This is a genomic window from Rhodanobacter sp. 7MK24 (assembly GCF_014842995.1).
Taxonomy (GTDB): Bacteria; Pseudomonadota; Gammaproteobacteria; order Xanthomonadales; family Rhodanobacteraceae; genus Rhodanobacter_A.
This window is the reverse complement of sequence record NZ_JACYXL010000006.1, coordinates 67,598-93,043: the sequence shown is the minus strand read 5'-3', so window position 1 is coordinate 93,043 and position 25,446 is coordinate 67,598. Positions and strand designations below refer to the sequence as shown.

Below are 25,446 nucleotides of genomic sequence, written 5' to 3'. Positions count from 1 at the left end.
CCTTAGCGTGGGTCGCGCCAACCGGAGGCGCGTGGCATCACCGATTGACGAGGGGGAACAGGCATCGCGGCCAGGGAATGTCGCGATGCAATCCACGCATTATCACACAACGGCCAATAGCCATGCGTTCGCGGATGGTCGTACGACGAATGCAAAAATCGCCTGGGGCGGCTGATACCACGCCGGCGAAGGCCGAAGGGCGCTGATCTGGAATGACAGACGCAAAAACACACGGGGCAGGCCATTGCCTGCCCCGTGCATGAATGCTTCAAGCCGCCGCGATGCGGCAGCCGCGAAACGCGCTTACTTCTGCGCGTAACGCTTGCGGAACTTGTCGACGCGGCCGCCGACGTCCAGCGTCTTCTGCTTGCCGGTATAGAACGGATGCGAATGGCTGGAGATATCCACCTTGATCAGCGGATACTCGTTGCCATCTTCCCACTTGACAGTGTCCTTGGCGGCAATCGTCGAACGCGTCAGGAACGCGAAGTCGGACGACAGATCCTGGAACACCACCTGGCGGTAATTCGGATGGATATCGGGCTTCATGACGGGCTCTATTGCAACGTGAAAAGAGAGCAAGTGTAACGAGCTACGCGGCAGTGCGTCAAGCCGCGCCAACGGCCTTGCGCACCATCGCCGCGAACCGCGCCTGATCCACCTCCAGTACGATGCGCGCTTGCGCGGGCCGCCCTAACCGCTTGGCCCAATCCACCACGGTGGCGCCGCGGGTGAGGCGACCATCCAGCTCGACGGCCACCGCACGCGTCTCGCTGCGCACGACGATGGAGGGATCGATCGCGACCGCCATCGCCAGCGCATCGGCGGCAACCACGCCGTTGCGATCATGCGTGGCGTTGTAGTCGCGCGCGGTGCGGAATACCTGCTCGAAAAACCTTGCGCGATGGTCGCCGGCTGCGATCCAATCATCGAACTCGGCGTCATCGAAACCGTGGCGCAACGTGGCCTCCCAGTCGACCAGGTCGAACGCGGGAAAAGCCTCGAACACCACGTGTGCAGCCTCGGGATCGAAGCCCACGTTGAACTCGGCGGGTACTTTGCCGGTGTTGCCGTGGCCGGTCACCGCGCCGCCCATCACCACCAGCCGTTTCACTCGTTGCGGCAAGGTTGGGTCGAGCCTCAACGCCAACGCGAGGTTGGTCAGCGGCGCCAGCGCGACCAGGGTCAGCTGGCCGGGAAGCTCGCGGGTGAGTCGCAGCAAGGCCAGCGCGGCGGCCTCGCCTTCCGCCGCCGCCTTCGGCTCGGGAAAACCCACGTCGCCAAGACCGTCCACGCCGTGCACGAAGGCGGCGTCCTCGTCCGGCGTGCGCACCAGGGGCGTGGCACAACCGGGGAACACCGGGAACGTGGCACCAAGCAGGTCTCGCAAAGTGCGTGCATTGCGCACGGTATGGGCCAGGCCAACGTTTCCGGCGGCGACGCTCAACGCCACGATGTCGGCATGCGCGTGCGCCATCAGGATGGCCAGCGCATCGTCCACGCCGGGGTCAGTGTCGATCAGCAGTAGCGGCTTGCTCATAGATGGATATTCACAAGAATTGAAAAGTGCAGCCAAGGATGGCTGCTTGTTTGATCTTCGCGATCAAGGATGAGCGCAAAGGTGTGGAAAAGCGGGACCAGGGACAGCCACCCGTTGGTCCTGCCACCACCATCCTTGGCGGCCGCCCTTTAGGCCATCGCTCGCGCGATGCCAAAAATCGCTCCGGGCGATTTTTCCGCGGTCAGGGATGATCGCAAAAATCACGCCCGTGCGTAGCGCGCCGCGCCGCCGATCCACCGCGCGATCAGCAGATCCGCTTCGCGCGGATGTTCGGCCAGCAGGCGCTCGCCCACCTGTTGCACGGCAGGCAGCAAATGCGCGTCGCGCGCCAGGTCGGCGATGCGAAAGCCAAGCTGGCCGGTCTGCCGCGTACCTAGCACTTCCCCCGGGCCACGCAGTTCCAGATCCTTTTCGGCGATGCGGAAACCGTCGTTGGTTTCACGCATCACGGCCAAACGCTCGCGCGCAAGCTGACCCAGCGGCGGCTGGTACAGCAGCACACAGTTCGAAGCCACGGCGCCGCGCCCCACGCGTCCGCGCAATTGATGCAACTGGGCCAGTCCAAGGCGCTCGGAGTTCTCGATCACCATCAGGCTGGCGTTCGGCACGTCCACGCCCACCTCGATCACCGTGGTGGCAACCAGAGCGACAAGCTCACCGGCCTTGAAGGCATCCATTACCGCCTGCTTGTCCTTGGGCTTCAGGCGGCCGTGGACCAGGCCCACCCTGCAGTCTGCAAGTGCGGCAGAGAGTTCCGCGTGCGCCACCTCGGCGGCCTGCGCGCGCAACTGCTCGGATTCCTCGATCAACGTGCAGACCCAGTACGCCTGCCTGCCTTCCGCGCAGGCGACGCGGATGCGCTCGACCACTTCGGCGCGGCGCGCGTTGGACACCGCAACCGTCTGCACCGGTGTGCGGCCGGGCGGCAATTCGTCGATGGTGGAAACGTCGAGATCGGCATAGGCACTCATCGCCAGCGTCCGAGGAATCGGCGTGGCGGTGAGTACCAGCTGGTGCGGCACCTCGCCGCGCGCGTGGTCGGCGCCTTTGTCGTGCAGCGCGAGCCGCTGTTGCACGCCGAAGCGGTGCTGCTCGTCCACGATCACCAGGCCCAGCCGCGCGAAGCGCACGCCTTCCTGCATCAACGCATGCGTACCCACGGTGATCGGAACGCCATCGGCCACGCGACGCATCGCCGCATCGCGCGCCCTGCCCTGCTGCTTGCCGGCCAGCCATTCCACCTCCACGCCCAGGGGCGTCAGCCAGTGGCGAAAGTTGCGCAGGTGTTGCTCGGCCAACAGTTCGGTAGGCGCCATCAGCGCCACTTGGTGCCCGGACTCCACGGCAGCCAAGGCAGCAAAGGCGGCAACTACCGTTTTTCCCGAGCCCACGTCGCCTTGCACCAAGCGCAACATCGGGTGCGCCTGCGCAAGATCGCGCCGCACTTCCGCATCCACGCGCTGCTGGGCGGCCGTGAGAGCGAACGGCAAGGATTCGAGCATTTGCTCGCGCAGGCCGCCAGCCTCTGCCAGTCGCGGTGCTTTGCGCTTCTGCACGGCCGCACGCATACGTTTCAGACTCAGGTGCTGGGTCAACAATTCTTCGAAGGCCAACCGCTGCTGCGCGGGATGGCGACCACCCAGCAGCAAGTCCAGCCGGGCGTCAGGCGGCGGCCGATGCACGGTGAGCAACGCATCGCGCAACGAGGCCAGGCCATGCGTTGCGCACAAGTCGCGGGGAATCAGCTCCAGCGCCGAATCCGATGGCAACAGGGCAAGCGCCTTGGCGATCACGCCGGCCAGCCGCTGCTGTCCCAATCCTTCGGTGGCCGGATAGACCGGGCTCAGCCTGTCCTCCACCGCAACAGCCTCGGCGGCGCCGAGCCGACGATACTGGGGATGCACCATCTCCAGGCCTTGCGCCGACTGGCGCACCTCACCGAAACACAGCAAACGCGCACCTGGCGCAAGCTGTTCGGCCTGCGCACGGTTGAAATGGAAGAAGCGCAGCTGCAGGGTCTGCCGCGAGTCATCGCAGATCGCCACCTTCAACTGCGGGCGATAACGAAAGCCTCGCTCCACCGCCTCGACCACGCCCACCACTTGCGCACTTTGGCCTGCGCGCAAATCAGCGATTGCGGTGACGCGTGTACGGTCCTCGTAGCGCAGCGGCAGGTGGAACCACAGATCCTGCAGGCACTCCAGCCCCAGCCTGTGCAGCAGGGCTTCAAGCGCCGGCCCCACGCCTGTCAGCCTGGTCACAGGCTGTGCGCCTGCATCCGTTGCGGCGGCGAGACTCATCGTCGATGGAAGCGAATCAGCCCAGCACCATGATCGCGTCCACTTCCACCTGCGCGCCCTTTGGCAACGCCGAAACCTCGATGGTGGAACGCGCCGGATACGGCTGCTGAAAATACTCGGCCATCACCGCATTCACTTCGGCGAAGTTGGCAAGGTCGGTAACATAGATCCCCACGCGCACGATCTGCTCCAGCGAGCCGCCGGCTGCCTGCGCCACCGCCAGCAGGTTGTCGAATACGCGTCGAGCCTGCGCCGTGATATCGCCGCCGACCAGGCTGCCGGTGGCCGGGTCGAGCGGAATCTGCCCGGAGAAATATACGGTGTTGCCGGCACACACAGCCTGCGAATACGGGCCGATTGCGGCGGGGGCATGGGTGGTGGCAATGATCTGGCGGGACGACATGACGGACACCTCGCAACTGCACTCAGGCCTGCCAGTCTAAACGAGCCTGCCGCTCGCCGCAGGCTTCAGAGCATCACGGCATCGTGCGTGGCGAGGTCGACGGTGACCTGCGGACACGCCAGGCCACCGATGGATCGATTGGTGTGCGCCACAATCTGCTCGCCACTGATCGCCACGCCGCCGAAGACGGCATCGGCCGCGGTATGCGCATCGCTGACCAGCACGACGGGATAGCCTTCGATAACGGCGCGTTGCGCCGTGGTCCGGATGCAGTAATCGCTCTGCGCACCGGCGAGCACCAGCCGCTTCGCGTCCAGGCTCTTAAGCACATCGTGCAACGGCGTATCGACGAAGGCATCGCAGCAGGTCTTGCGGATGATCGCCTCGCCAGGCGCTGGCACAAGGCCCGGCATGAGTTGCCATCCCGCGCTACCGTACGGCATTTCCGCTTCTTCATGCTGCACCCACAGCAGCGGCACGCCTTCGCGGCGCGCCCGCGCCACGAGAGCTCCGGCATGCGCGACCACGCCGGCAACGTCGAAACAGCCGTCCAGCACGCCAAGCTGCAGGTCGATCACCAGTACGACGGAGTCAGAACGCGTCACGGCTCCGCCGATCACAGCGGGTAGCGGTAGACGCCGCTCACCACGCCGGTGCGGCGCACGCGACGGATCACCTCGGCGAGGTGCTTGCGGTTCTTCACCTCGATGGCGAACAGCAGGGTGGCTGCGGCAAGATCGCGCTCGACGTATTCCACGTTCTCGATGTTGGAGTCGGCCGCGGCGATCGCCGCGGCGATGGTGGCAAGCACGCCGGGGCGGTTGATGACCTCGATGCGCAGCTCCGCACGGTAGTCGCCCTGCACGTCGCGATCCCATTCGATATCCACGCAGCGCTCGGGCGACTTGCGCAACTCGACCACGTTCGGGCATTCCTCGCGATGCACCACGATGCCCTTGCCCGGCGACACATAGCCAACGATCGCATCGCCCGGCAACGGATGGCAGCAGTTGGCAAAGCTGAGCACACCCCGTTCGGCGCCGGTGATACGGATCTTCTCGAGCACCATGCCGGCGCCCGGCGTCGCGTCATCGGACTGCCCGTCGCGCAATGCCAGCAGGTGGCGCGCCACCACGTCGGGCATGCGATTGCCCAGCGCGATTTCGGCCAACAGCTCTTCCAGGCGCTTCAACCGGGCTTCGTGCAGGAAGCGATCGAGCACGTCGGAAGGGATCGCATCCAGACTGCTGCCGCGCGCATCCAGCGCCCGGTCGAGCATGCGATGGCCGAAGTCCACCGCGTCCTCATGCTGCAGATGCTTCAGGTATTGGCGGATCGCGGTACGCGCCTTGCCAGTGACCACCGACTCCAGCCACGCCGGATTCGGCACCGCCGACGGCGCGGTAATGATTTCCACCAGTTGTCCCGACTCCAACCGCGTGCGCAACGGCAACAGCTTCTTGTCCACGCGCGCGGCCACCGCATGGTCGCCCACGTCGGTATGCACGGCATAGGCGAAGTCCAGCGCGGTGGCATTGCGCGGCAAGGCGAGGATGTCGCCGCGCGGCGTGAACAGATAGACCTCGTCGGGGAACAGGTCGATCTTGACGTTCTCGATGAACTCGCTGGACGAAGCCGTATTGACCTGGCTGTCGGCCAGCGAGGACAACCACTCGCGCGCGCGCGCCTGCGCACTGTTCGCCGGGCCGGAATCGGTCTTGTAGGCCCAATGCGCGGCCACGCCGCGCTCGGCCACCGAATCCATCTCGGCAGTGCGGATCTGCACCTCGATCGGCGCACCGAACGGCCCCAGCAGCACGGTGTGCAGCGACTGGTAGCCGTTCGCCTTGGGGATGGCGATGAAATCCTTGAAGCGCCGATCCACCGGCTTGTACAGCCCGTGCACCACGCCCAGCGCCATGTAGCAGTTCAATGCGCTTTCGACCACCACGCGAAAGCCGTACACGTCCATCAGCTGGGCGAAGCTCTTGTGCTCGTGGCGCATCTTCGAATAGATGCTCCACGGCGACTTGATACGGCCCACCACGCGCGAAGGCAAATGTTCGGTAGCCAGCCGTTGCGACAGCGCAGCCTCGATCTTGCCCATGGCCTCGCGCCGATTGCCCAGCGCGGCACGGATGCGCTCGCTGATGACACGGTAGCGATCCGGATGCAGCGCGCGGAAGCCCAGATCCTGCAGCTCGGCCTTGATCGCATTCATGCCCAGGCGCTGGGCGATGGGTGCGTAGATTTCCAGCGTTTCGCGCGCAATGCGGCGACGCGAGGCGGAATCTTTCGCGCCCAGCGTGCGCATGTTGTGCAGACGATCGGCAAGCTTTATGAGGATCACGCGCAGATCGCGCGCCATCGCCAGCAGCATCTTGCGGAAGCTTTCCGCATCCGCCTCCTGGCGGCTGCCGAAGCGCATCTTGTCCAGCTTGGTGACGCCATCCACCAGCTCGGCCACGGTCTCGCCGAACTCACTGGCCAGCGCACTGCGGCTGAGCGCGGTGTCTTCCAGCGTATCGTGCAGGATTGCCGCGATGATGGTCTCGGCATCCATGCCCAGCTCGGCAAGAATGCCGGCCACGGCCACCGGATGGGTGATGTAGGGCTCACCGCTCTTGCGGGTTTGCCCTTCGTGCGCCTGCGCGCCGATATGGAACGCGCGCAGCACGCGCTCGATTTGCGATTCCGGCAGGTAACCGAGCTGGCCTTTGAGTACCAGCACATAGGGCGGCAGCACGGCGGGATCGATGGCGACTGGCGTGCTGGCGGCGGTCATCGCTGGACTCGCCAGGGGCACCGCGCCGGGGGAGCGGCACCGCAATACAAGGGAGCGCAACCGGCCCCGCGTGCGTACGCATCGGCTGCCCCGATGCGATGCATGCACGGTCTACAGCTGCACTCCATCAATCATCACCACCTTTGAGGTCGTCGTCCACCTCGGCGGCGGCCCACTCCAGCGCCTCGCGCTCGGCGCGCTCGCGCTCGGCCTTGTCGATCTCATCGATCGTGGCCTGGTCGATGCGACGGCCAGCGATTTCGCGCAACGCGAGCACGGACGGCTTGTCGTTGTTCGGGTTGACCGCCGGTTCGGCACCCTTGGCGAGCTGGCGGGCGCGCTTGGTCGCCATCAGCACCAGTTCGAATCGGTTGTCGACCACCTCGAGGCAGTCTTCCACGGTAATGCGTGCCATGCCAAATCCTTAGGGAATAGAGACTTATACAGAATGCAGTTTAGTGCAGCCCGCCCTGGGCTGGCAACGCAAGCAGCGCATGACGAGGACGCTTCGCCACCGCGATGCGAAAGCGGAACGAAACGCGTGCAGGATATAAAACCAGTCGGTACACTATTGCCCCCGAGCGCTACCAGCCACTTCCCCACCCCGGCCGCGACTGATCGCATGCCCATGCTTCCGCTACCTCGACTCCTTTCACTGCACCGCGGCCTGATCCTTCTCGCCGTGGCGCTGCTAGCTGGCTGCGCGATCGCGCCACCGCGCACCGACGATCCCTTGCAGAAGGTCAATCGCAAGGTCTACGCATTCAACGACACGCTGGACAAGGCCGTGCTGCGCCCCGCTGCCGTGGGTTATCGCAAGGTGACCACGCCGGGCGTGCGACGATCGGTGGACAACTTCTTCACCAATATCGAACTGCCGGTCACGGTGGCCAACGACTTGCTGCAGGCACGCCCCTCGCAGGCGCTGGGCAACACCGGGCGCTTCTTCATCAACCTCACCGTGGGCGTGGGCGGCTTGTTCGACCCCGCTTCCAAGCTGGGCCTGCCGCTGCAGACCACCGACTTCGGCATCACCCTCGCGCGTTGGGGCATGCCCGACGGCGATTTCGTGATGCTGCCCCTGCTCGGTCCGAGCACGCTGCGCGACATGTGGCGCTATCCGGTGGACGGCTATTTCTTCGATCCGCTGAGCCTGATCGCGAAAAATCACGGCTTCAATTTCGGCGAGTACTACCTGCCGCAGGTGCTGTACGTGGTGTCGATGCGCGCGCAATTGATCGATGCGGAAGGCTTCCTGCAGACGGCCTACGATCCGTACGCATTCATGCGCGACGCCTACCGCCAGCGCCGGTTGTACCTGCTCTACGACGGCAACCCGCCGGCCGCGGTCGTCGACAAGCTGCAGGGCGTCGACCAGCAGGGCTTCGATCCCGACGAATTGCTGGAGCAGCAGAAGCAATGGGAGAAGCAGCATGGCTCCTCGCAACCTGCGCCAGCGCAGGCGCCAGCACCCTCGAAGAACTGAGGCACGCCACTTCACGCATACGCAAAACGGGGCCGATTGGCCCCGTTTTGTGTATGCGCTGCCGGAATCCGCTCAGGTCAGCAAGACCTCCACACCACTGACCTGCGCCAGTGTGCGCATACCCTCAGGCACGTGCAGCAGGCTCACTGCCTGGCCTCGCCCACGCGCCTCGGCCAGCACGGCCAACACGCAGGCCAAGCCCGCGCTGTCGGAAGCGCGCACGCCAGCAAGGTCGATCTGCGAACGATCACCCGCGCGCAACGCTTCGTTCAAGTCGAGCAAAGCCGACGCCGCAGTGGCGAAGCCCAGGACCCCCGACACCGCCAAGGTAGCGGGCGTGCTGCGACTCAGCGTGAACGCGTCGTCAGCCACCATTGGGCTTGCCACCAGCCTGCTGTTCCATCGACTTCAGCGCCTGGTCGCCCTGGGTCTGCAGATTCTTGATGAGCTGGTCGAGGCCGACCTTGCGAATCTCCGCATCGACCTGGTTGCGGTAGTTGGTGATGTAGGAGATGCCTTCGATCGACACGTCGTAGGCTTTCCACTCGCCGCTGGCGGTCTTGCGGAACGCGAAATCCACCGAGACCGTCTTGCCGTCGCCGGTGGCCACCTGGGTGCGCACTACGCTGCGCTTGTCGTTGAGGTCGTCGCCGGCGGCAGTAGGCAACACCTTCACCGCGCCCGAGGTGTAGTCGAGCAAGCCTTCCGCATAGCGGCGGGTGATCGAGTTGTAGAACGCCTTGGAGAACTGCGAGCGCTGCTCAGGCGTGGCCTCGCGTGCGTGCTGGCCAAGCACCAGGATCGCCGCGTAGTCGACGTCGAAGTGCGGCAGGAACACGCTGTTGATGACGCCGATCAGCTTCTCCCGGTTCTGCTTCAGCTCGGCCTTGTGGCCGGCCACGGCGGTATCGAGCTGCTGGGCAATGCCCTGCACCACCTGGGTCGGGGTCTGCTGGGCGGCGGGCTGCTGGGCGGCCTGCTGGGCGAAAACCGGTGCGACGAATGCGCTGCCAAGAGCGACGGCGACGGCGAGTGCCAGATGACGCATCATGCGGAAACTCCTTTATTTAGTTGCGCTGCCGGTTCAGTGCTTGCCGGCGGGGGGCGTTGGCGGGTTGGCGCCCTGCTTGCCGTCGCTGCTACCGGAGCCGTTGACCAGGAACTTGCCGATCAGGTCTTCCAGTTGCATCGCCGACTGCGTGAGGATCATCTCGTCGCCGTTCTTCAGCATGTCCGGCGAGCCGCCGGGCTGGATCGCAACGTACTGACTGCCGATCAAACCGCTGGTGAACACCGCGGCGGCGGAGTCGTCTGGGATCTGGTTGTAGCGATTGTCGATGGCCAGCGTCACCAGCGCATCGAGTTTGGCCGGCTCGGCCTGCACCGACACCACCTGGCCGATCGGCACGCCCGCCATCTTCACCGGGGAGCCCGCCGACAGCGAACCCACGTTGCTGAAGCGCGCGGTCACCCTGTAGCTGCCGCCGATGTTGTCGGCCGCGCCGCCGGCGCCGAAGAACTTGCCGAGCATCTCCTCCAGCGGCTCACTGGAACGGGTTAGCGCCAGCTTGCTGCCATCGGCGACACGATCCTTGGAGTGGCCGTACTCGATGCCCACGTACTGGTCGCCGAGCAGGCCGCTGGTGAAGATCGTGGCCACCGAATCGGCGGGAATGTCGGCATAGCGCTTGTCGATCGCCAGCTTCACATCGGCCACCGACTTGCCCGGCTCCAGCCCGATCGACTGTACCTGGCCCACGCGCACGCCGGCGATCTTCACTGGGGCACGCTCCTTCAACTGGCCGATGTTCTCGAACTGCGCATCCACCGTGTAGCTGGCGCCCTGCTGGCGGTTCGCCACCGAACTGGTCTGGGTGGCGAGATAGGCCAGCGCGGCGAAGCCGAGCACGATGAACAGGCCGGTGCCGACGGCGTAGGATTTTCTCTGGCTCACGGCGACATCCTCGAAGGTTTTTTGGAATCTCGAAAAGCCGCCTTCCTGGCGGCTTTTCGCGTCGCCAAGCCCGGCGCATGTCCGGGCTTGGCTCCGCCGATCAGGCACTCGCGCGCTTGATCGCGGGCGGCACATCCATGTGCCGCGGGCACCGCAATGCTTACGTGCGTCGTCATGGCATCACATCAGGAAGGCTGTCAGCACGAAATCCAGCGCCAGGATGGCGATGGACGAGGCGACCACGGTGCGGGTCGTGGCGTAGGCCACGCCCTCGCTGGTAGGCGGCGCGGTATAGCCCTGATAGACCGCGATCAGCGCCACCACCGCGCCGAAGGCGAGGCTTTTCCAGATCACGCCGCTGACGATGTCCTGCCACACATCCACGGTGGCGGTCATGTTCGACCAGAACGTGCCGTTGTCGATGCCCAGCCATGACACGCCCACCAGGTGGCCGCCGAACACCGCCAGCGCGCAGAATACGCAGCACAGCAGCGGCATCGCGACCAGTCCGGCGAGGAAGCGCGGCGCAGCCACGTAGGCCAGCGGATCGACCGCCATCAGTTCCATCGCGGAGATCTGATCGGTCGCGCGCATCAGGCCGATCTCGGCGGTGATCGCGGTGCCGGCGCGCCCGGCGAACAGCAGCGCGGTGACCACCGGCCCCAATTCGCGGTAGGTCGCGATGGCCACCACCGTGCCGCTCATCGACGTGCTGCCGAACATCGACAGCACATGGTAGAGCTGCAGCTCCAGCACCATGCCCACGAACAGACCGCAGGTCATGATGATGGTGAGGCTCATCGCCCCCACGAACCACAGCTGGCGCACCGTCTCGCGCCCATAGCGCAGGCTGCGTGGGATCGCCGCGAGAATCTGCAGCAGGAACACCCCGCAATTGCCGATCTGGCCAAGCGCCTGCGTCACCACGTTGTCGCGTTCGATACGTGCGTTCATGCGCCGCTCCGCGGGAAGCCCAACGCCTCGGCGTAATCGCCGGCCGGGTACTGGAACGGCACTGGGCCGTCCGCGTCGCCACCGAAGAACTGCCGCGTCCACGGCGAGCCGTCGTCGGCGATGGTCCTGGGATCGCCCTGCGCCACCACCTTGCCGTTGGCGATGAGAAAGATGTGATCAGCCACCTGCTTGATCGCCTCCAGCTCGTGCGCCACCAGCACGCTGGTGATGCCCAACGTCTCGTTGAGCGTGCGGATCAGTTTCAGCACCTGGTTCAGCGCGATCGGGTCGAGGCCCACGAATGGCTCGTCGTAGAGGATCAGCATCGGGTCGAACACGATCGCCCGCGCCAGCGCCACGCGCCGCGCCATGCCGCCGGAAAGCTCGCTGGGCATCAGCTGCGCGGCCCCGCGCAGGCCCACCGCCTGCAGCTTGGTCAGCACCAGGTTGCGGATCAGCACCTCCGGCAACTTGGTGTGCTGGCGCAACGGGAAAGCCACGTTTTCGAACACGTCGAAGTCGGTGAGCAGGGCCGAGTTCTGGAACAGATAGCCGATCTTCTCGCGCAACGCGTACAGCGCCTCGCGACTGAGATCCGGCACGTTCCGGCCGTCCACCAGGATCTGCCCGGCGTCGCCATGCATCTGCCCGGTGATGTGCTTGAGCAGGGTGGTCTTGCCGGTGCCGCTGGGCCCCATGATCGCGGTGACCCTGCCACGAGGGATGTCCATGTCCAGCGCGTCGAAGACCTTCTTGCCGTTCAGCACCGTGGTGAGGCCGCGGATGCGGATCAGCGTGTCGTCGGGAGAGGCGGCAGCATTCATAAGTGGACTACGGTAGCGGAGCGGCGGAAGGGCGCCAAGCCGGGAGGCGCCCCGGGCGGCGGTGTGGCGTTCAGGCCAGCAGCTCGGCGATCAAAGCCTCGTGCCGTCGGCATTGCGGCGCACCACGCAGGCGCACCGCTCGCACGATGGCCTGCAATTCATCCAGCGCATCCTCGAAGCGATCGTTGACGATGATGTAGTCGAACTCGTGGGCATGGGCGATCTCGCCGCGCGAATTGGCGAGGCGACGCTCGATCACTTCCGGCGCGTCCGAACCTCGACCGCGCAAACGGCGTTCGAGTTCCGCACGCGACGGCGGCAGGATGAACACGCTCACGCAGTCAGGCTTGCTTTTGCGGATCTGTGCAGCGCCCTGCCAGTCGATTTCCAACAGCACGTCGCGACCCTGTTCCAACAGCGCATCCACCCTGTCGCGCGAAGTGCCGTACAGGTTGCCGTGAACCTCGGCGTGTTCGAGAAAGATGCCTTCGGCGATCTCGCGCTCGAACTCCGCGCGCTCGGTGAAATAGTAATGGCGTCCGTACAGCTCGCCCGGCCGCGGCGGCCGCGTGGTGTGCGAGATCGACAGGGAGATGGCCGGCTCGCGCTCTAGCAAGGCGTTGACCAGGGTGGACTTGCCGGCGCCCGATGGCGCGGCGACCACGAACAAGGTGCCTTGCCGTGCAAGGTCTGGCGGGCCGTAGCTCACTCCCCACCCCTACATGGCGGATTTGCACGCGTGGTCGTGGCGCATGGCTCCCGCTTCGGGAGGGAGTCGGCGCAAAGCGGCAACGAGGATGGGCAAGAATGGACGCACATCGAAAAAGTATAGATGCGAGCACGCTCTCGGCACACCTACCCGGCAAGCGCCATGGCTTTGCTGTACGCGCGACCAGCGAAAATGCCGACGCAGGAGCGCCGGCATTTCCGTCGAGCCCTGAAAGTTCGAACCTGGCTTAACGCTGATTGTCCCGCCCACTGCCGTCCTCATCCGGCGTGAACGACACGCCACGCAGCACCTCGGCAAAGCCTGCGTCACGCAAGGTCACGAAACTCTCCTTGGCGGCCGTGGCGGCACTGGTGTTCTTCAGCACGTCGCGGATCGCGACCAGGCGGTTCGGGTCGGCCCCGATATCGCCGTTGCCGCTGATCGTGGAGGTCGTCGCCCAGATCGTCACTCGGCCGTCGCGGTCGAGCTGCCCCACCAGGTTGCGCAGGCCATCGGTGGCCGGTGCCCATGGCAGGCCGGTCGCGGCATTGCTGCCGGTGGGGTAGCCGCTCACCGTATAGGCCTGACCCAGTTGCAGGCCGCCCTGCAGGGTATAGGCGAGGGACCAGCTCTTGCTCGCGCTGTTGTACACCCACTTCTGCAGGCCCGCGGTGGTTTGCGCGGCTGCGTGCGCATACAGATCCGTGCCGCCGGTATAGCCGTCGCCCTCGTCGGCCACGTACACCGTATGGTCGTCGGCGAACCACAACGCGAACGGATAGGTCAGGGTCTTCGCAGTCTTCGCGGGCGTGGTCGGGAAGCCGGCGAGTATGCACATGTTGGTGGGCAGGCCATCGCTCTGCAACGTGACCGGGTTGTAGGCCAGCGGCGCGCTGGGCAGCGGTGCGCCCGCGACCGGCACACCCACGCCGTTCGGGCAGGCCGTGCCAGTGGTGTCGATGAAGTACACCGTGTTCACGCCGTTGCCGCCGCTGCCCTTGGTGACATACACCACGTTGTCGTGCACGGTGACGCCGCGGAAGTTGTCGTCTTTGCCGATCTTGTCGGCCTTCAGGCCCAGCGCGGTGACCGAGAAGCTGCCCAGCGGCGTGCTGGCCCCTGGATGCTGGCTGATCTCCGGCAACCACGAGCGCGGAATGAATTGCGCGCCCGCGCCAAGCACGACGCCACTCGGTTGTGGATTGCTGCCGTTGCCGGCATTGCCGACCGTGAAGAAATAGTCCGCACCATGGCGACCGAGCAGGATCGCGGCGCGGCCGTTGTTGCCGCTGTAGGCGTTGGTTTCGGTGAAATGGAAGTGGCCCGCACGATCGACCGTGGCAGCTGCGCGATAGAAATTCTGGCCGTCCGGGTTGGTCGGATCGACTGCGCCCGGAGTGTTCGAGTTGGAAACGTCCAGCGCGTTCACGGGTGCGACATAGCCCATGAAGCTCAGGTACTTGCGATCCTGCGACAGGTGCAACCCCAGTTCCGACTTCGAACTGAAGCTGGTCACCAGCTCGCCTTCGAGCGCGGCCGGCAACAAGCTGTTCGGTACCTGCAAGGAATTGACCAGACGGCCGTCCGTCGTCAGTTGATCCAGATAGATGCGTGCCGTGATGCCGAAACTGCCGTCGTAGATATCGTTGTTCCATACGTACGGGTAGATGCCGTCGTACGGCGCGCCGCTCGCGGCGCCGCAGCCACCCGTCGTATTCGCACAATTCACCGGCAGGATCATGCCGACCTGGACATTGCCGGCCTTGTTGTCATACACGCTGCGGCTGACGACCAGATTGCCCGGCCAGAAATGGAAATCGCGAGAATGCCAGTCATCGTCTGCGTGCGCGACTGCAGCACCACCCAACAAAGCCAACATCAGAGCCACGCCGATGCGCCGCCGGTCAAGACGGTGATACAGGGGGTAAGTCATAGAGCCTCCGTGAGTTCGTGCGTCGCCCGAGATAGGCGTGCCGGATCACGTTATTCGCGATTGATGAAGGGTCTTTGACGAAACGCTTTGCGTTTGCTTAGCGCAGGCTGGGGCCGACGCCATGCCCAAAGCACGCGCGCATACCGCTTTCAGCGATCTCGAACCGAGAGCGAAACTGCGATGCGGCTGCGGCGCATGTGCGGTGAACCCGTCGATTCCGAAAGCGCGCAGGGCGTGCTCTCTTGCGGGTTCGATTTTCTAATGAGGAAAATCAGATGCCGTTACACGGCATCGGACGCTATTCGATGTTCTGCACCTGCTCGCGCATCTGCTCGATCAGCACCTTTAGCTCCACCGCGGCATTGGTGCTGCGCGCATCCACCGACTTGGAGCCCAGCGTGTTCGCCTCGCGGTTGAATTCCTGCATCAGGAAGTCGAGACGGCGCCCAACCGGTTCCTGCAGGCCCAGCACACGGCGCGTCTCGGCGATGTGCGTGGCGAGGCGGTCGAGTTCCTCGTCCACGTCGCTGCGGGTGATCTGCAACACCAGTTCCTGCTCCAGCCGGCCGGGATCGGCGGGTTGCTTGAGATCGGCCAGCCGCGCCTCCAGCCGGGCGCGCAATGCAGCGCGGATTTCCGGCATCCACTCGCGCGCTTGGGCCACGATGCGCTCGATCGCGTCCAGCCGCTCGCGCAGGATCTGCGCCAGCTTGGCGCCTTCGCGCTCGCGGGTGGCGGTCAACACATCCAGCGCGCGGTCGAGTACCTCGAACAATGCGGCCTGCTGGGTCTCAGGATCAGTGGAATCTTGCTGCAGAACACCCGGGAAACGCAGCAATTCGGTGAACTGCACCTGCATGCCTGGGAAGCGTGAGACCAGGTCGAGGTTCAATTCGGAGAGCTGATTCAGCAGGGTATTGTTGACCTGCAGCGATTCGCTACGCGAATCGCTGCGGCTGCGCACTGTCACGTCGACCTTGCCGCGCGAGAGCTTCGCCGCGATGCGTTCGCGCAACGCGGATTCAAGGCTGCGCAACTCGTCCGGTAGGCGCGGCGAGAGTTCCAGGTAACGGTGGTTGACCGTGCGCAGCTCGCAGCTCAACGCGCCAGAGGAGCCGCCGGATTCGGCGGAAGCGTAGGCGGTCATGCTGCGGATCATTGGTGGCCTGCGGACGGCGGGAAAGGCCGCAATGGTAAACTTTCCCACCCAGCCTTGCCCAATCGCCCCCATGAACCAGCCATCCCCTGCAGGCAGCCGCCCCAGCGGTCGCGCCAGCGACCAGTTGCGCGCCGTCACCATCGAGCGCCACTACACCCGTCACGCCGAAGGCTCGGTGCTGGTGAGCTTCGGCGACACCCGCGTGCTGTGCACCGCCAGCGTGGAGAACAAGGTGCCCGGCTTCCTGCGCGGCAAGGGCGAGGGTTGGGTCACCGCCGAATACGGCATGCTGCCGCGCGCCACCCACACCCGCAGCGACCGCGAGGCAGCGCGCGGCAAGCAGGGCGGGCGCACGCTGGAGATCCAGCGCCTGATCGGCCGCAGCCTGCGTGCCTGCGTAAACCGCCAGGCCTTGGGGGAGCGCGTGATCACGCTGGACTGCGACGTGCTGCAGGCCGACGGCGGCACGCGCACCGCCGCGATCACCGGCGCCTACGTGGCCCTGGTCGACGCAGTGAACGACCTGGTGCAGCGCGAGAACCTCAAGCGCAACCCCATCGTAGGCGCCGTGGCCGCCGTGTCGGTTGGCATCTACAAGGGCGTGCCCGTGCTCGACCTCGATTACGCCGAGGATTCCGACTGCGATACCGACATGAATGTGGTGATGAACGACGGCGGCGGCTTCATCGAGGTGCAGGGCACCGCCGAAGGACATGCCTTCCGCCGCGACGAAATGGATGCCCTGCTGGCGCTGGCCGAAAAGGGCATAGCCGAACTGGTCGCCGCGCAACGCGCCGCGCTGGCGCTCTGAGCGCTCGCACGGCCCGCACGCATGACTCAATACATCGCCAGTTTCGCGCTCGTGGTGGCGGACTACGACGAAGCGGTCGCGTACTACACCCGGGTGCTCGGCTTCGAGCTGCGCGAGGATTCGCCGCGCGAAAACGGCAAGCGCTGGGTGCTGGTGGCGCCGCCCGGAGCCGCAACCAGCATCCTGCTGGCGAAGGCGACGACCGACCTTCAAGCCACGCGCATCGGCAACCAGACCGGCGGACGCGTGGGGTTCTTCCTCCACACTGACAACTTCGAGCATGACTTCGCCGCGATGAAATCGCGCGGCGTGCGTTTTGCCGAAGCTCCGCGCCACGAGGACTACGGCACTGTTGCCGTCTTCGAGGATATCTACGGCAATCGTTGGGACCTGTTGCAGCTCAAGCCATGAAACTCGTACTCGCCAGCAGCAATCCCGGCAAGCTCAAGGAATTCGGCGCCCTGCTCGCCGACAGCGGATTCGAGGTCGTGACGCAGGCCAGCCTCGGCGTGGACGATGCCGAGGAAACCGGCCTCACCTTCGTCGAAAACGCGCTGATCAAGGCACGCCATGCCGCACGCGCCACTGGCCTGCCCGCGCTGGCCGACGACTCCGGCCTGTGCGTGGACCATCTCGGCGGCGAACCCGGCCTGTATTCGGCGCGCTACAGCGGCGGCCACGGCGATGCCGTGGCCAACAACGCCAAACTGCTGCACGCCCTGGAAGGCGTGCCGGACAAGCAGCGCGGCGCCTTCTTCATCGGCGTGCTGGTACTGCTGCGCCACGCCGAGGATCCTGCCCCGCTGATCGCCGAAGGCCGCTGGTATGGCCGCATCCTCGCCGAGGGGCGCGGCAGCGGCGGCTTCGGCTACAACCCGGTGTTCCTGCCGGACGGCTACACGCAGAGCGTGGCCGAGATGGACGACGCACTGAAGAACCGGCTCAGCCACCGCGGCCAGGCGCTGGTCCTGCTGCGCGAACGGCTGCGCGAACAGCACTGGCAATGAGCCTCGCCGCACCACCGCTTTCGCTGTACGTGCACATGCCCTGGTGCGTGAAGAAGTGCCCGTACTGCGACTTCAACTCGCACGGCCTGCGCGGCGAACCGCCACCCTATGCCGCCTATGTCGACCTGCTGCTGGCCGATCTCGATGCTGACCTGCGCGACTTCGATGCGGCCGTCCACGACCGCGGGATCGTCAGCGTGTTCTTCGGCGGCGGCACGCCCAGCCTGTTTGCGCCGGAGCTGATCGCCCGCTTTCTCGATGGCGCGCGTGAGCGGCTGCCGTTCGCGACCGATTGCGAAGTCACGCTGGAAACCAATCCGGGCACGGTGGAGCACGGCCGTTTCGACGGCTATCTCAAGGCAGGCGTCAACCGGCTCTCCTTCGGCATCCAGAGCTTCGACGACGACAAGCTGAAGCGCCTGGGCCGCATCCATTCCGCCGCCGAAGCCGAAGCCGCGGTGAAGTCGGCGCAAGACGCCGGGTACAGCAACCTCAACCTCGACCTGATGTACGCGCTGCCCACGCAGACACTGGACGGCGCGCTGGCCGACGTGGAGCGCGCAGTGGCGCTTTCGCCCACGCACATCTCGCACTACCAGCTCACCCTGGAGCCGAACACCGCCTTCGCCGCCAACCCGCCGCCGCTGCCCGACGACGACCACGCTTGGGCGATGCAGGAAGCCTGCGAGGCACGCCTCGCGCAAGCCGGCTACGGGCAGTACGAGATCTCCGCCTACGCGCAACCGGGCCGGCGCTGCACGCACAACCTCAATTACTGGCAGTTTGGTGACTACTTCGGCATCGGCGCCGGCGCGCACGGCAAGCTCAGCGACGCCGCAGCAGGCACGGTGTACCGCCGCTGGAAGACCCGCCATCCGCGTGCGTACATGGATGCTGCGGGCGGCCCGGCACGCATCGGTGGCGACGGCATAGTGGCCGCCGACGAGCTGCCGTTCGAGTACATGCTCAACGCGCTGCGCCTGATCGACGGGGTGCCCGTGGCGGATTTCGCCGCGCGCACCGGCCTGCCGCTGGAGCGCATCGCCGCCCCGCTGACCGAGGGCCGCCGGCGCGGCTGGCTGACTCACGATACCCGGCACCTGCGCACCACGGCGTTGGGCCAGCGTTTCCTCAACGATGTGATCGCAAGCTTCCTTCCCTGACCGTAGCGGCCCCGCGGCAACCCGCCTACACTTCCACTCAGGGGAATCACCGGGAAGGCGTCATGGACGCAGAGCATCGCAAACCGCAAGCCACCAACGCGACGGACGGTCCTGTCCGCCCTCGTTGGCCCGCGCGCACCCAGCGACTGCTCAACGTGATCGGCCCGCAATGCGCGCAATGGCTGGAACCCGCACTGCAACAGTGCCTGGATCGCTTCGACAAGGAGCTCTACCAGATGGCCGAGCATGCGCGCAGCCATGCTTCCCAGCAGCAGTACATCGACAGCCGTGCGCAGTTGCAGATGCAACGCCCGGCGTTCATGCAGGCCTATGCCAACCATCTGCGCGACGGCTTCGCACATCTGGGCGAAGTCGAGGAAGGCGCGGGCGCGAGCAGCGTGCACCAGCCACTGCGGTTGCTTGAACGCAGCGAACACGAATTGGTTGCTGCACTGGAAAAACTCGCCGCCCGCGGCGAAGCGCACCATGGCCAGCTGCTGACCGAGCTCTCCTATCGTTTTGCCGTGCTGGTCGGCGCCGCGCCGCTGGAAGGGAAGGCCTTGCCGATCGGGCCGGCCGGCCTCGCCGATGCATTGCGTATCGCCATCGGCACGCTGGATCTGCCGTCGGAGCACCGGCAACTGCTGCTGCAGAACTTCGAGCAGGCGCTCATCGTTGCAGCGGAACCGCTGTACACGGTGGTCAATGCGCTGCTGCTGGACGACGGCCTGCTGCCGCAACTGCGCCCGTACGCGCCCCCTCGCACCACGCCCGGCGCGCGCTCCGCGGCAGCCGAAACACCTGCTGCCGCCGCCGTCGCGGGATCGGAAAGCCCTGGCGCACCGCAGGCGCCCATCACCGTGCTGGAGACCCTGCGCGACCTGCTTTCCCAGCGCCGCACCGCTGGCGGCGGTGGCGTCGTCGCGGGACAGGCTGCTTCGCCGGAGGAGCTGCAGACCGCGCTGGGCGCCTTGCAGCAGCATCTCGCCCAGGTCACCGACAACGCCAGCCGCGAATTGCGCAGCGCCCAGCGCCTGCGCGAAGAACTCCTGCTGCAGCTCAATGCCGGCAAGCCCGCAGGTGCCGCGCCCACCCAGCTCAGCCCCGAGCAGGACGACACCGTGGAGCTGGTGGCGATGCTGTTCGAACAGATCGGCAAGCAGTTGCACGAAGGCCAGCACGCACACTCCGTGCTCGGGGATCTGCAACTGCCGATGCTGCGCCTCGCCGTCACCGACCGCGACTTCTTCGACAAGCGCGAACACCCCGCGCGGCGCCTGCTAGGCGTGGTGGCCGACGCCGCCAACGACTGGCTCGACGGCACCGACGGCGATGCCGACCAGCAGCTCACCGTGCGGCTCAACCAACTGGTCGAACGCGCGCGCAAGGAACCGCCCAGTGCCGGCCTCTACACCAGCCTGCTGGCCGACATCGAGCACCACCTGGCCCAGTTGAATCGCCGCGCGCAAGCCTCCGAACGCCGCCACGTCGAAGCCATGCAAGGTCGCGAGCGGCTGGATCTCGCTCGCCATCGCGCCAACGAACTGCTGGCCGAACGCTACGCCCAGAATCCGCCGCGCGGCCTGCTGCGTACCCTGCTAGACCGCGCCTGGTCCGACGTGCTGGCACTCGCCGTGTTGCAACACGGCGAAGACAGTCCCGCCTTCGCGCAACGCCTGCGTGTCACCGACGAACTGCTGGGTCGCCTGCCCACGGACGACCCCGGCCTGCTGCGCCTCGAGGTGCAAGCCGGCCTGCAACAGATCGGCATGCACGCCGAGGAAGCCAGCCAGGTGGCGCTGCGCCTGATCGGCGAAGGCGAGATCGAGCCGATTGCCGCGCCGCCTCGATCCACGCCGCCTACAACTACGGCAGCGTCTGCCGCCATGCCGTCTGCCGTCATACCGTCATCGCCGGATGGCGTTGCCGCCGCCGGGAGCGCCCCCATCGCGGAGGCCCCTGCTCCCGCCGCCGTCGCGCCTGTCGTGACAGCAGCCCCGCCCGCCGCCGCGGAATTGCCCAGCGCCACCGACCTCGCGCTGCGCCTCAAGCAACGCCAGCGGCTGGGCGAATCGCCGCAGGGCAAACCGGCTCCGGCGCACGACGATGACAAGGAGCCGCCGCTGGGCCCGCAGGAAGCACGCATCCACAACCGCCTGCGCCAGCTGCCCTACGGCAGCTGGTTCGAATTCACCGACCTGGACACCGGCAAGACCAGCCGGCGCAAGCTGGCCTGGTTTTCGCCGGTCACTGGCAAGAGTCTGTTCATCACCCGCCGCGGCCAGCGCAGCGAGGAAATGAACCTGCGCGAGCTGGCGCGTGCCATGACCAGTGGCGCGGTACGCGAGCTGCCGCAGCAATCCGACGGCCTGCTTGATCGTGCCTGGCACTCGCTCACCGGCAGCCTGCTGCGCAACGCCAAACCTTCATCGGCCAAGACGCCCGGAGCCCGCCCATGAGCACGCGCGACCAGCGCCGCGCGCCGCGCAAGCCGGTCGATGCCGGCATCGTGGCCATCGACATGATCGCCGAACAGCCGCTTGGCAATCTGTGCAACGTCTCCGCCAGCGGCCTGCTGTTGATCGGCAGCCGCGAGCCGCGCAGCGAAGGCATCTACCAGGTGCGCATCGCGCTGCCCCATGCCGGCGGCCACGTTGAACTCGGCCTGCAGGAACAATGGCACGAACCTGCCGCCAGTCCCGGCCAGTTCTGGGCCGGCTACCGCATCATCGCGGTCGGCAACAGCCACAGCGAACTGCTGGGACGCTGGCTGAAGCAGGCCTGAGACTTCAGCTTCACCCTGCCCTGGCCGGCCTCCGTCACCATAGATACAACTGCAGCGAAGACTCCGTAGGCCGGGGCGGAATGTTCGCGAGCAGGGCTCGGTGTTCGGGGAAATTCGCGGCGCTGCGTTCCAGCAGGTTATCGATGGCCGCGAGGTTGTGCCGCAACTTGCCTCGGGACGTGGCCTCCGTTCCCCGCATGCCCGGGAACAGCCCCACGCCGGCGAGCAGGCAGTACCACGACATGACCGGATAGCCACGGCCATAGCTGCCCTGCTGCAGGCCGCCCGCGATGGGACGGCTGGACAGCCACGTGCGCAGCAGGCGCTGCAGCGGTTGCGACAGGTTGATGTTGGCGGCGTTGGCGCGCCAGTAGTCGGTGTCCGTGCGCGTGTTGGTCTTGTAGTGCGTGACGACGTAGTCGCGCGTGCCTTCGAAGCGGTCATTGATCGCGTCGTTGAAGGCATCTTGCGCATGCTCGCTCAGGTCGCCCTGCTCCAGTGCCTTCACCAGCATGGATGCCGTGCGCTGCACGAACAGCAGGGCGGTGGCTTCCAGCGGTTCGATGAAGCCCTGCGACAAGCCGATCGCCACACAGTTGCGGTTCCAGTGTTTGGTGACGCGTCCCACGCGCATGCGCAGGTGGCGCGCCGGCGTAGGGTCGTCGAGCAGGCCCAGGTGCTTGCGCATCTCGGTTTCCGCTTCGTCCGGCGAGCAATGTGCGGTGCTGTACACATAACCATTGCCCTGGCGATGCGCGAGCGGGATCTTCCATATCCAGCCGTGGCGCAGCGCGGTGGACACGGTTTCGCCCATCAGCGGGCGCTCGCGGTAGCCATCGGCAGGCGAAGGCATGGCGACCGCCGCGTCGTTGAACAGATTTTCCGCGAACGACACGTACGGCGTCTTCAACGCCTTGCCGATCAGCAGCGAGGCGAAGCCGGTGCAGTCCACGAAGAAATCCGCTTCCAGCGTCTCGTCGCCGTCCAATTGCAATGCAGCGATGTCGCCCTGCTCGTTCAGGCGCACGTCGTGCACGTGGCGGGTGAGATGGCGCACGCCGCGTTCCACCGCCTTCTTGCCGAGGAAGGCGCCGAGCATGGTCGAGTCGAAGTGGTAGGCGTACCACACATCGAACGGGAAATCGTGCCGCGGCCGCGGCCCCAGTCCCTTGCTCGCCAGCCGGTTGGCGATGAAGTAGCGGTCGGGATGGGCTTCCACATCCTCGCCTTCCAGCCGGCGATGCACGTTGTCGATGAACTGCGTCATCGTCATGTTGTCGAGCATCGACGCGAACGGGTGGAAGTAGCTTTCGTAGCCCGGTTTGGTGCTCCAGCCGTCGAAGCGGATACCGGCTTTGTAGGTCGCGTTGCAGGCGGGCATCCATTCCGACTCCTCGATACCCAGCCCGTCGAAGAAACCACGCAACCACGGCGTCGAGCCTTCGCCCACGCCGATGATGCCCACCTGCGGCGATTCCAGCACCGTCACCTGCAGCCGCGGGCCGTAGTCGGAGTTGGCGAGCAGCAGTGCCGCCATCCAGCCGGCCGTGCCGCCGCCGACCACCACGATGCGCTTCACTGGCGGCTCGGCCTCCGTGCGCGGGCCAGGAGCATAAGGCGTGATGTTCTCGTTGAAGACGGTGGCGACGTCGGCCATGGGCGGGTTACCGGCGGAATGGGCAAGGTGAAGCGTCGGAGGAAGCCTGAACAACCCCCTTAGCGTAAGGCCTGCGCATGCCCAGTGCAGCGGCCGGCAGCGATTCCGTCGCGCGCTACACTCGCACGCCGCCATCCCCACGCCGGAATCCGCATGAACGCGCCGCTCGCCTCCCTTTACCCAGCGCACCTCGCCACCTTGCGCACGCGCGCCGACCGGGCGCTTGAGTTGGGCGGCTTCGACCACCTGCTGATCGCCGCGGGCACGCCACCCGGCAAATTCCTCGACGACCAGGACTACCCATTCGTCGCCAACCCGCATTTCAAGCATTGGCTGCCGCTCACCGATGCGCCGGGTAGTTGGATCGCCTACACGCCGGGCATGAAACCGAAACTGGTCTTCGTACAACCTCGCGACTACTGGCACGTGGCGCCGCAGACGCCGCACGGTTACTGGGTGGAGCACTTCGACATCACCACCGTGCGCAGCGCCGGGGAGGCCGTGGCCCAACTGCCGAAAGATCGCAACGCGGTGATCGCGTCCGCTTGCCCCGCCATCGATGGCGTGACGATCAACAATCCGCAGCCCGTGCTCGACTACCTGCACTGGCATCGCTCGTACAAGACGCCCTACGAACTGGCGCTGATGCGCGAGTCCAGCCGCATCGGCGCCCGCGCGCACCGCGCGGCGGAGGCCGCGTTCCGCGCGGGCGAAAGCGAGTTCGGCATCCACCTGGCCTACCTCGCCGCCGCGCGGCAGATCGATGCCGAGCTGCCCTATGCCAGCATCGTCGGCCTCAACGAACACGGCGCGGTACTGCACTACATGCACTTCGACCGCACGCCGCCGGCCGAGCACCGCTCCTTCCTGATCGATGCCGGCGCCAGTTGCGCCGGCTACGCCAGTGACATCACGCGCACCTATGCCGCTGCTGGCCATGGCGGCTTCCAGGCGCTGATCGACAGCATGGACGCCGCTCAGCAAAGCTTCGCGGCCAAGGTGCGCCCGGGCCAGAGTTATCCCGAACTGCACCTCCATGCCCACCATGCCATCGCCGACGTGCTGCGCGAGCACGGCTTCATCCGCATGAGCGCGGGAAGCGCGGTGGAATCCGGCGTCACCAGCGCATTCTTCCCGCACGGGCTTGGCCATTCCATCGGCTTGCAGGTGCACGACGTGGCCGGCTTCCAGCAAGACGAACGCGGCGGCAATATCCCGCGCCCGGACGGCCATCCGTATCTGCGCATGACGCGCACGCTGGAGCCGGGCATGGTGGTGACCATCGAACCCGGTCTGTACTTCATCGACATGCTGCTGGCCGAGCTGCGCGACAAGCCCGTTGCCGCCGACATCGACTGGGCCACGGTGGACGCCTTCCGCCCCTATGGCGGCATCCGCATCGAGGACGACGTGGCCTGCACCGACGGTGCGCCGGAGAATCTCACGCGCGACGCGTTCGCCCGGCTCGGCTAAACGCCCGGCCGCAGCGGCGCAGGTGAATACCACGCCGGCCGCATGAAGCTGCAACGCGGTCCACGCATAGCGCCGCACGCCGCGTCGATGTCGTGCAACGCATCGACAACCGCCTGCATGCCGAAGTGCACGACAACGGCCAAGGCTTCGACCCCGCCATCCACGCCATTGATGCAGACATGGCCAGCCTGCGCGACCGCGCTGCGCGCATGGGCGGTGAACTCGTGATCGAAAGCAGCCTCGGCCGAGGGGCTGTGCTTCGGTTGGATGTGCCGCTAGCGAACACATAGGACGGATACCGTCCGCCCGCCATGCGTCAGCGCGCGGTACGCGCCCACCCTGCTTCCCACACCCCCCAATTTCGGGGATGCCAACACACGCACGCGCGCACTAATGTACCCGCGCCGTTTTTCGCCTGCCGGGGAACCTGGTTCAATCGCTTCACGCTCGTCATCCCGGCGGTCCAACGTTCGTTTCAGCGC

The 25,446-nt window shown here is 66.1% G+C and carries 25 protein-coding genes; 9 read left to right on the top strand and 16 right to left on the bottom strand.

What is annotated here, in order from left to right; translation table 11 throughout:
* Positions 1 to 303: 303 nt before the first annotated feature.
* From IHE49_RS11480 to rpoZ, 7 genes are all read right to left on the bottom strand, one after another.
* Complete coding sequence (locus IHE49_RS11480) at positions 304 to 549, bottom strand: type B 50S ribosomal protein L31 (protein WP_192157966.1); 246 nt, start codon at positions 547 to 549, stop codon at positions 304 to 306.
* A 58-nt stretch (positions 550 to 607) separates the two neighbouring features.
* Positions 608 to 1,540: a nucleoside hydrolase gene (locus IHE49_RS11475; RefSeq protein WP_192157964.1), complete on the bottom strand. Its 933-nt coding sequence runs from the start codon at positions 1,538 to 1,540 to the stop codon at positions 608 to 610.
* A gap of 221 nt (positions 1,541 to 1,761) precedes the next feature.
* Positions 1,762 to 3,861 carry an ATP-dependent DNA helicase RecG gene (gene recG / locus IHE49_RS11470; RefSeq protein ID WP_192157962.1) on the bottom strand — a complete coding sequence of 700 codons (2,100 nt, stop codon included), beginning with the start codon at positions 3,859 to 3,861 and terminating at the stop codon, positions 1,762 to 1,764.
* Between the two features lie 16 nt (positions 3,862 to 3,877).
* Positions 3,878 to 4,264: a RidA family protein gene (locus IHE49_RS11465; RefSeq protein ID WP_192157960.1), complete on the bottom strand. Its 387-nt coding sequence runs from the start codon at positions 4,262 to 4,264 to the stop codon at positions 3,878 to 3,880.
* Positions 4,265 to 4,329: 65 nt separating this feature from the next.
* Positions 4,330 to 4,869: an isochorismatase family protein gene (locus IHE49_RS11460; protein WP_192157958.1), complete on the bottom strand. Its 540-nt coding sequence runs from the start codon at positions 4,867 to 4,869 to the stop codon at positions 4,330 to 4,332.
* A gap of 11 nt (positions 4,870 to 4,880) precedes the next feature.
* A complete protein-coding gene (locus tag IHE49_RS11455; protein WP_192157956.1) occupies positions 4,881 to 7,049 on the bottom strand; it encodes a bifunctional (p)ppGpp synthetase/guanosine-3',5'-bis(diphosphate) 3'-pyrophosphohydrolase in 2,169 nt (722 codons plus the stop codon).
* 127 nt (positions 7,050 to 7,176) lie between these two features.
* Positions 7,177 to 7,464 carry a DNA-directed RNA polymerase subunit omega gene (gene rpoZ / locus IHE49_RS11450; RefSeq protein WP_192105389.1) on the bottom strand — a complete coding sequence of 96 codons (288 nt, stop codon included), beginning with the start codon at positions 7,462 to 7,464 and terminating at the stop codon, positions 7,177 to 7,179.
* 213 nt (positions 7,465 to 7,677) lie between these two features.
* Here rpoZ and IHE49_RS11445 point away from each other — a divergent pair, with 213 nt between their 5' ends.
* Entirely contained in the window at positions 7,678 to 8,535 is an 858-nt protein-coding gene (locus IHE49_RS11445) for a VacJ family lipoprotein (RefSeq protein ID WP_192157954.1), read from the top strand.
* 72 nt (positions 8,536 to 8,607) lie between these two features.
* Here the strand turns inward: IHE49_RS11445 and IHE49_RS11440 are convergent, their stop codons facing one another.
* The 8 genes from IHE49_RS11440 to IHE49_RS11405 form a co-directional block, all read right to left on the bottom strand.
* Complete coding sequence (locus IHE49_RS11440) at positions 8,608 to 8,910, bottom strand: STAS domain-containing protein (protein WP_192157952.1); 303 nt, start codon at positions 8,908 to 8,910, stop codon at positions 8,608 to 8,610.
* Positions 8,900 to 9,586, bottom strand: coding sequence for an ABC transporter substrate-binding protein (locus IHE49_RS11435; RefSeq protein ID WP_192157950.1), 687 nt, complete (start codon positions 9,584 to 9,586; stop codon positions 8,900 to 8,902). Before IHE49_RS11435 ends, IHE49_RS11440 begins: the two co-directional genes overlap by 11 nt.
* 33 nt (positions 9,587 to 9,619) lie before the next feature.
* Positions 9,620 to 10,489 carry an outer membrane lipid asymmetry maintenance protein MlaD gene (gene mlaD / locus IHE49_RS11430; RefSeq protein WP_192157948.1) on the bottom strand — a complete coding sequence of 290 codons (870 nt, stop codon included), beginning with the start codon at positions 10,487 to 10,489 and terminating at the stop codon, positions 9,620 to 9,622.
* A gap of 180 nt (positions 10,490 to 10,669) precedes the next feature.
* Positions 10,670 to 11,443 (bottom strand): lipid asymmetry maintenance ABC transporter permease subunit MlaE, encoded by a 774-nt coding sequence (gene mlaE / locus IHE49_RS11425; RefSeq protein ID WP_192157946.1) that lies wholly within the window; start codon positions 11,441 to 11,443, stop codon positions 10,670 to 10,672.
* Complete coding sequence (locus tag IHE49_RS11420) at positions 11,440 to 12,267, bottom strand: ATP-binding cassette domain-containing protein (RefSeq protein WP_192157944.1); 828 nt, start codon at positions 12,265 to 12,267, stop codon at positions 11,440 to 11,442. The genes mlaE and IHE49_RS11420 overlap by 4 nt, the downstream gene beginning before the upstream one ends.
* A gap of 70 nt (positions 12,268 to 12,337) precedes the next feature.
* The gene (gmk, locus tag IHE49_RS11415) at positions 12,338 to 12,976 is read right to left on the bottom strand and encodes a guanylate kinase (protein WP_192157943.1); all 639 of its coding nucleotides are present in this window, start codon (positions 12,974 to 12,976) and stop codon (positions 12,338 to 12,340) included.
* 247 nt (positions 12,977 to 13,223) lie between these two features.
* Positions 13,224 to 14,909 (bottom strand): hypothetical protein, encoded by a 1,686-nt coding sequence (locus IHE49_RS11410; protein ID WP_192157941.1) that lies wholly within the window; start codon positions 14,907 to 14,909, stop codon positions 13,224 to 13,226.
* Positions 14,910 to 15,207: 298 nt separating this feature from the next.
* Positions 15,208 to 16,068, bottom strand: a complete 861-nt coding sequence (locus tag IHE49_RS11405) for a YicC/YloC family endoribonuclease (RefSeq protein ID WP_192157939.1) — start codon at positions 16,066 to 16,068, stop codon at positions 15,208 to 15,210.
* Between the two features lie 70 nt (positions 16,069 to 16,138).
* Between IHE49_RS11405 and rph the strand changes: the two genes are divergently transcribed.
* The 6 genes from rph (at position 16,139) to IHE49_RS11375 (ending at position 21,834) form a co-directional block, all read left to right on the top strand.
* On the top strand, positions 16,139 to 16,879 hold the full coding sequence (gene rph / locus IHE49_RS11400) for a ribonuclease PH (protein WP_192157937.1): 741 nt from the start codon (positions 16,139 to 16,141) through the stop codon (positions 16,877 to 16,879).
* A gap of 21 nt (positions 16,880 to 16,900) precedes the next feature.
* A complete protein-coding gene (locus IHE49_RS11395) occupies positions 16,901 to 17,290 on the top strand; it encodes a VOC family protein (protein WP_192157935.1) in 390 nt (129 codons plus the stop codon).
* Complete coding sequence (rdgB, locus tag IHE49_RS11390; protein ID WP_192157933.1) at positions 17,287 to 17,886, top strand: RdgB/HAM1 family non-canonical purine NTP pyrophosphatase; 600 nt, start codon at positions 17,287 to 17,289, stop codon at positions 17,884 to 17,886. The genes IHE49_RS11395 and rdgB overlap by 4 nt, the downstream gene beginning before the upstream one ends.
* Positions 17,883 to 19,049 carry a radical SAM family heme chaperone HemW gene (gene hemW / locus IHE49_RS11385; protein WP_192157931.1) on the top strand — a complete coding sequence of 389 codons (1,167 nt, stop codon included), beginning with the start codon at positions 17,883 to 17,885 and terminating at the stop codon, positions 19,047 to 19,049. Before rdgB ends, hemW begins: the two co-directional genes overlap by 4 nt.
* A 62-nt stretch (positions 19,050 to 19,111) precedes the next feature.
* Positions 19,112 to 21,508 carry a DUF1631 family protein gene (locus IHE49_RS11380; RefSeq protein WP_192157929.1) on the top strand — a complete coding sequence of 799 codons (2,397 nt, stop codon included), beginning with the start codon at positions 19,112 to 19,114 and terminating at the stop codon, positions 21,506 to 21,508.
* Positions 21,505 to 21,834, top strand: a complete 330-nt coding sequence (locus tag IHE49_RS11375; RefSeq protein ID WP_192157927.1) for a PilZ domain-containing protein — start codon at positions 21,505 to 21,507, stop codon at positions 21,832 to 21,834. Before IHE49_RS11380 ends, IHE49_RS11375 begins: the two co-directional genes overlap by 4 nt.
* A 34-nt stretch (positions 21,835 to 21,868) precedes the next feature.
* On the opposite strand, the gene IHE49_RS11370 is transcribed toward IHE49_RS11375, so the two are convergent.
* Positions 21,869 to 23,491, bottom strand: coding sequence for a tryptophan halogenase family protein (locus tag IHE49_RS11370; protein WP_192157925.1), 1,623 nt, complete (start codon positions 23,489 to 23,491; stop codon positions 21,869 to 21,871).
* A gap of 153 nt (positions 23,492 to 23,644) precedes the next feature.
* On the opposite strand from IHE49_RS11370, the gene pepQ reads away from it, so the two are divergent.
* Both pepQ and IHE49_RS11360 read left to right on the top strand, forming a co-directional pair.
* Positions 23,645 to 24,964: a Xaa-Pro dipeptidase gene (gene pepQ / locus IHE49_RS11365; RefSeq protein WP_192157923.1), complete on the top strand. Its 1,320-nt coding sequence runs from the start codon at positions 23,645 to 23,647 to the stop codon at positions 24,962 to 24,964.
* A 92-nt stretch (positions 24,965 to 25,056) separates the two neighbouring features.
* The gene (locus IHE49_RS11360; RefSeq protein WP_192157921.1) at positions 25,057 to 25,254 is read left to right on the top strand and encodes a hypothetical protein; all 198 of its coding nucleotides are present in this window, start codon (positions 25,057 to 25,059) and stop codon (positions 25,252 to 25,254) included.
* The last annotated feature ends 192 nt before the right edge of the window (positions 25,255 to 25,446 follow it).

Coding starts and splice junctions, on each gene's coding strand:
- IHE49_RS11405 (WP_192157939.1), bottom strand. CDS start 16,068: ATGATCCGCAGCATGACCGCCTACGCTTCCGCCGAATCCGGCGGCTCC.
- IHE49_RS11455 (WP_192157956.1), bottom strand. CDS start 7,049: ATGACCGCCGCCAGCACGCCAGTCGCCATCGATCCCGCCGTGCTGCCG.
- IHE49_RS11380 (WP_192157929.1), top strand. CDS start 19,112: ATGGACGCAGAGCATCGCAAACCGCAAGCCACCAACGCGACGGACGGT.
- rdgB (WP_192157933.1), top strand. CDS start 17,287: ATGAAACTCGTACTCGCCAGCAGCAATCCCGGCAAGCTCAAGGAATTC.
- IHE49_RS11375 (WP_192157927.1), top strand. CDS start 21,505: ATGAGCACGCGCGACCAGCGCCGCGCGCCGCGCAAGCCGGTCGATGCC.
- IHE49_RS11440 (WP_192157952.1), bottom strand. CDS start 8,910: ATGGTGGCTGACGACGCGTTCACGCTGAGTCGCAGCACGCCCGCTACC.
- IHE49_RS11445 (WP_192157954.1), top strand. CDS start 7,678: ATGCTTCCGCTACCTCGACTCCTTTCACTGCACCGCGGCCTGATCCTT.
- rph (WP_192157937.1), top strand. CDS start 16,139: ATGAACCAGCCATCCCCTGCAGGCAGCCGCCCCAGCGGTCGCGCCAGC.
- rpoZ (WP_192105389.1), bottom strand. CDS start 7,464: ATGGCACGCATTACCGTGGAAGACTGCCTCGAGGTGGTCGACAACCGA.
- hemW (WP_192157931.1), top strand. CDS start 17,883: ATGAGCCTCGCCGCACCACCGCTTTCGCTGTACGTGCACATGCCCTGG.
- pepQ (WP_192157923.1), top strand. CDS start 23,645: ATGAACGCGCCGCTCGCCTCCCTTTACCCAGCGCACCTCGCCACCTTG.
- IHE49_RS11465 (WP_192157960.1), bottom strand. CDS start 4,264: ATGTCGTCCCGCCAGATCATTGCCACCACCCATGCCCCCGCCGCAATC.
- IHE49_RS11420 (WP_192157944.1), bottom strand. CDS start 12,267: ATGAATGCTGCCGCCTCTCCCGACGACACGCTGATCCGCATCCGCGGC.
- IHE49_RS11480 (WP_192157966.1), bottom strand. CDS start 549: ATGAAGCCCGATATCCATCCGAATTACCGCCAGGTGGTGTTCCAGGAT.
- mlaE (WP_192157946.1), bottom strand. CDS start 11,443: ATGAACGCACGTATCGAACGCGACAACGTGGTGACGCAGGCGCTTGGC.
- IHE49_RS11475 (WP_192157964.1), bottom strand. CDS start 1,540: ATGAGCAAGCCGCTACTGCTGATCGACACTGACCCCGGCGTGGACGAT.
- IHE49_RS11410 (WP_192157941.1), bottom strand. CDS start 14,909: ATGACTTACCCCCTGTATCACCGTCTTGACCGGCGGCGCATCGGCGTG.
- recG (WP_192157962.1), bottom strand. CDS start 3,861: ATGAGTCTCGCCGCCGCAACGGATGCAGGCGCACAGCCTGTGACCAGG.
- IHE49_RS11435 (WP_192157950.1), bottom strand. CDS start 9,586: ATGATGCGTCATCTGGCACTCGCCGTCGCCGTCGCTCTTGGCAGCGCA.
- IHE49_RS11370 (WP_192157925.1), bottom strand. CDS start 23,491: ATGGCCGACGTCGCCACCGTCTTCAACGAGAACATCACGCCTTATGCT.
- IHE49_RS11395 (WP_192157935.1), top strand. CDS start 16,901: ATGACTCAATACATCGCCAGTTTCGCGCTCGTGGTGGCGGACTACGAC.